6 protein-coding genes are annotated in these 3854 nt (G+C 67.3%); 3 read left to right on the top strand and 3 right to left on the bottom strand.

The genetic code is table 11. From position 1 onward, the window contains the following. From ASE86_RS11775 to queE, 3 genes are all read left to right on the top strand, one after another. Positions 1–463 (top strand): methyl-accepting chemotaxis protein (locus tag ASE86_RS11775; protein WP_235524058.1); only part of this gene is annotated, 463 nt, incomplete at its 5' end. A 175-nt stretch (positions 464–638) separates the two neighbouring features. Continuing rightward, positions 639–1328 (top strand): 7-cyano-7-deazaguanine synthase QueC, encoded by a 690-nt coding sequence (gene queC, locus ASE86_RS11770; protein ID WP_056427088.1) that lies wholly within the window; start codon positions 639–641, stop codon positions 1326–1328. A gap of 10 nt (positions 1329–1338) precedes the next feature. Then, complete coding sequence (gene queE / locus ASE86_RS11765; protein WP_056426300.1) at positions 1339–1971, top strand: 7-carboxy-7-deazaguanine synthase; 633 nt, start codon at positions 1339–1341, stop codon at positions 1969–1971. Between the two features lie 40 nt (positions 1972–2011). Here the strand turns inward: queE and ASE86_RS11760 are convergent, their stop codons facing one another. From ASE86_RS11760 to lipB, 3 genes are all read right to left on the bottom strand, one after another. Next, entirely contained in the window at positions 2012–2689 is a 678-nt protein-coding gene (locus ASE86_RS11760) for a hypothetical protein (protein ID WP_056426297.1), read from the bottom strand. 284 nt (positions 2690–2973) lie between these two features. Then, entirely contained in the window at positions 2974–3252 is a 279-nt protein-coding gene (locus ASE86_RS11755) for a hypothetical protein (protein WP_056426294.1), read from the bottom strand. A gap of 92 nt (positions 3253–3344) precedes the next feature. Beyond that, on the bottom strand, positions 3345–3854 hold a 510-nt coding region (lipB, locus tag ASE86_RS11750; protein ID WP_235524057.1), incomplete at its 5' end, for a lipoyl(octanoyl) transferase LipB.

The raw sequence follows: 3854 nt of genomic DNA, 5'->3' as shown, positions 1-3854 counted from the left end.
CAACCTGCTGGCGCTGAACGCCACGATCGAGGCGGCACGGGCGGGCGACGCCGGGCGCGGCTTTGCCGTCGTCGCGCAGGAAGTGAAAAGCCTCGCCAACCAGACCGCGCGCGCGACCGACGACATTGCCGCCAAGATCGCCGCGATCCAGGCCGCGACCCGCGGGACCGTCGCGACCAATGCCAGCATCAAGGCGACGGTATCGGAAGTGCAGGATTCGGCCGACCGCATCCGCCACGCGATGCACGCGCAGGCGACGACGGTCACCGCGATTACCGCCAGCGTGGACGAAACGGCGCTGGCGGCCGACAGCATGTCGGCCACGATCGCCACGATCCGCCAGGACACCGAAACGGTGGCGGCCGACATCGACCGGCTGGGCAGCGACGTGAACCGCATCGATACGACGCTGGCCGGACTGCGGACGGCGGCGGAAGGGTTCGCGACGCCGGAAGCGGCATGACACCGTGCCAAAGCCTTCGTTCACGCAAGCTTAACCAATATCTGCTATACCGTTGGTCATGCCCGATTTCGGCATGCAGCTCCCTAGCTGACAGACTGACTGGGCCGCCCTCGGGCGGCCCTTTCGTCATCCGCCGTTGCGATTTGGCCGCGAAGCGCGTAGCGCGACCGGCATCATGACATCTTCCGATACCGTTGCGGTCGCCCTCATCTCGGGCGGGCTGGACTCGATGGTTTCCGCCGCGCGCGCACGCGAGGACGGTCACCGGCTGGTCGCCCTGTCGATCGATTACAACCAGCGCCACCAGGTAGAGCTCGCCGCCGCGCGCCGCATCGCCGCCACGCTGGGCGCCGAGCGCCACGTCGTCCTGCCGCTCGACCTGTCGGCATTCGGCGGATCGGCGCTGACCGCCGACATCGCCGTTCCTAAGGACGGCGTGGGCGAGGGGATTCCGGTAACCTACGTGCCGGCCCGCAACACCATCTTCCTCAGCCTGGCGCTCGGCTGGGCGGAAGCGATCGGCGCGCGCGACCTGTACATCGGTGTCAACGCGCTCGATTATTCAGGCTATCCCGACTGTCGCCCCGAATTCATCGCCGCGTTCGAGCAGCTTGCCGAACTCGGGACCAAAGCGGGTGTCGAAGGCGCGCCGTTCCGCATTCGCGCCCCGCTCCAGAACATGACCAAAGCGGAAATCGTGCTGGAGGCCGCGCGCCTCGGGCTCGACGCCGGCATGAGCTGGTCCTGCTACGATCCGGCGCCCGGCGGCGTGCATTGCGGACTGTGCGACAGCTGCCGCCTGCGCTCGAAGGGCTTCGAGGACGCGCGCCTGCCCGATCCGACGGTCTACGCGACGCATCCTTGAGGACACGGGCGTGAGCTACGCGGTCAAAGAAATGTTCCTCACGCTCCAGGGGGAGGGTGTGAACGCCGGTCGACGCGCGGTGTTCGTGCGCTTTGCCGGGTGCAACCTGTGGTCCGGCCGCGAACAGGACCGCGCGAACGCCGTCTGCCGCTTCTGCGACACCGATTTCGTCGGGACGGACGGACTGGGCGGAGGCAAGTTCGCCGATGCGGCCGCGCTGGCGGATGCCGTCGCCGGGCATTGGGGCGACGGCGCCGACCGCCGCTTCGTCGTGCTGACCGGTGGCGAGCCGATGCTCCAGATCGACGACGCCATCGTCGATGCGCTCCACGCCCGCGGGTTCGAGATCGCTGTCGAAAGCAACGGCACGCTCCCCGCGCATCCCGGCATCGACTGGGTGTGTATAAGCCCAAAGGCGGGTAGCGACATCGTCCAGCGGTCTGGCGACGAACTGAAGCTGGTCTGGCCGCAGCCGGGCAGCGACGCCGACGCGATGGAGGGGTGGGACTTCGCCCATTTCCTCGTCCAGCCGATGGACGACGCCCGCGGGGCGGCGAACGTTCGGGCCGCGGTCGATTTCGCGATGGCGCGGCCGAAATGGCGGCTGTCGCTCCAGACGCACAAGGCGCTGGGGCTGCGGTAGACGAACCGGTACTCCCGCACGGGCGGGAGCACCGTCGGACTCAGGCGAACGGCGAGTAATAGGCGCCGCAGGCCTTCACGTTCCACTGTTCCTTGCGCCAGCACACATCCTCGAACCGCGGCAGGCGGACGGGGGTCATCGGGCTGAAGCCCCACGGAAAGCGCTGCTCGCCGGCCAGCACCAGGCTGTTGCGCAGCTGGCGGAGCCGCTCCTGCGCCAGCGTGGTGAAGCTGCCGCGCGGCGTGAACACCGCCATGTGCGCGACTTCACCCGCGGTCTGGCAGAAGGTCAGCTGCGCACCGACCGTCGAGAAGCTGGAATAGACGCGGGTGCCGTATTTATCGAGTTCGGTCTGGCCGGCCTTCCGCGTCTTGTTGACCCGCACGAAGTAGTTGCCGAGCTTGGCATACTGGCTCGCCAGCTCTGCCTCGTGGTCCTTGATCAGCTTGTTGTAGTTGTTGAGGGTCAGCAGTTGCGGCGCGAACTGGCACTGGAGCGCGGCGACGTTCAGCGCGGCGCGCAGGTTCCACGCCAGCGCCGCCTTCAGCTCGTCGGGCGTCGCGCCGGGCAATGCCTGGCCGACCATGCCGGGTTCCGACCCGTCAACCGGCTGGCCACGCAGGTCGGGCGACTGGAAGAAGAACTGCGCCCGCGCCGGGGCTGCCGCCACGACCGCCAAACCCGCGGCCGCGACCATCGTCAGGATACGCAACGTCATCACCACCCTCTTGCCTACGATCCGGCACGTCACCGTCGAAGTCGAGGGATTCATTAAGCATAATCGCGGCCGTCCCCAAGCGGTTTCTGAGCACGTTCCCGCTGGCTGGGCAGGGGATTGCGACGAACCGAATCCGGTGGCGACGCCCCCCCGGCCGGCAAGGTCGAGCGCGGGCAAAGAAAAAGGGCCGCGCGGCGATGCCGTGCGACCCCTTTGTCCTGTGTCACGATGTTCGCGGGAAGGGGGACTGGCCCCGACCCCGCGTCCAAGCCGCGACGCGATGATTACATCGCGTTCGTGGTCGTCGTGGTGTTCGACATCATCATGGCGTCGTTCGACATCATCGTGGTGTCGTTCGACATCATCATGTCGTTGCCCATGGCGCCGTCGACCGGGGTCATGTTGTCCGACATCGTGCCGTCCATGGTCGTGTCGGTGGCGTTCAGATCGGTGATCACCGTGTTCTCGGTGGTGTTGGTGGTCGAACCACCGCACGCCGAGACGAGCAGCGCCGCGCCGGCGATCATCGAGCCGGTGAGGGCCTTGGTGAGAAGTGCACGCATTGTGGAAGCTCCCTAGATAAGGCGATCCGGGCCGGCTGGATGCCCTGTATTACCCAAATCGAAGTGGACATTAGTCAAACAGCCCCGGCCCCTCAAGCCTCGATTTGCGCGGGGCACGACGAAGGGTGGGACAATGCGTCCAGAAACGCCTGCGCAGATAACGCCAGCGCCGCGTCGAAGGTTGCGAAGGTGGCGTCGCGACTCAGCGCCTCAGCGCTCGTCACGCCGTAATCGGCGATGCCGCACGGCACGATGCCGCCGAAGTGCGACAGGTCGGGCGACAGGTTCACCGAGAAGCCGTGCATCGTCACCCACCGCTTCACCCGCACCCCGATCGCGCCGATCTTCGCCTCGCCACGCAGGGGATCGTGCGTCCAGATGCCGATCCGCCCCTCGGCACGAAAGGCGGCAATCCCGATCCGGGCCAGCGCGTCGATCACCCAGCCCTCCAGCGCATGGACGAAGCAGCGCACGTCCTTGCCGCGCCTTGCAAGGTCGAGCACGACATAGCCGATCCGCTGTCCCGGCCCGTGGTAGGTATAGCGCCCACCGCGTCCGGTAGCGTGCACAGGGAAGCGCGGGTCGATCAGTTCGGCGACGTC

Origin of the sequence: Sphingomonas sp. Leaf33 (assembly GCF_001421785.1) — a bacterium.
Lineage (GTDB): Bacteria > Pseudomonadota > Alphaproteobacteria > Sphingomonadales > Sphingomonadaceae > Sphingomonas.
The sequence above is the reverse complement of the archived record's forward strand: the minus strand, read 5'-3'. Positions and strand labels throughout refer to the sequence as shown.

Bases quoted from the DNA above. Each gene is read 5' to 3' on its own strand.
- queC (WP_056427088.1), top strand. From the start codon at position 639: ATGACATCTTCCGATACCGTTGCGGTCGCCCTCATCTCGGGCGGGCTG.
- ASE86_RS11760 (WP_056426297.1), bottom strand. From the start codon at position 2,689: ATGACGTTGCGTATCCTGACGATGGTCGCGGCCGCGGGTTTGGCGGTC.
- ASE86_RS11755 (WP_056426294.1), bottom strand. From the start codon at position 3,252: ATGCGTGCACTTCTCACCAAGGCCCTCACCGGCTCGATGATCGCCGGC.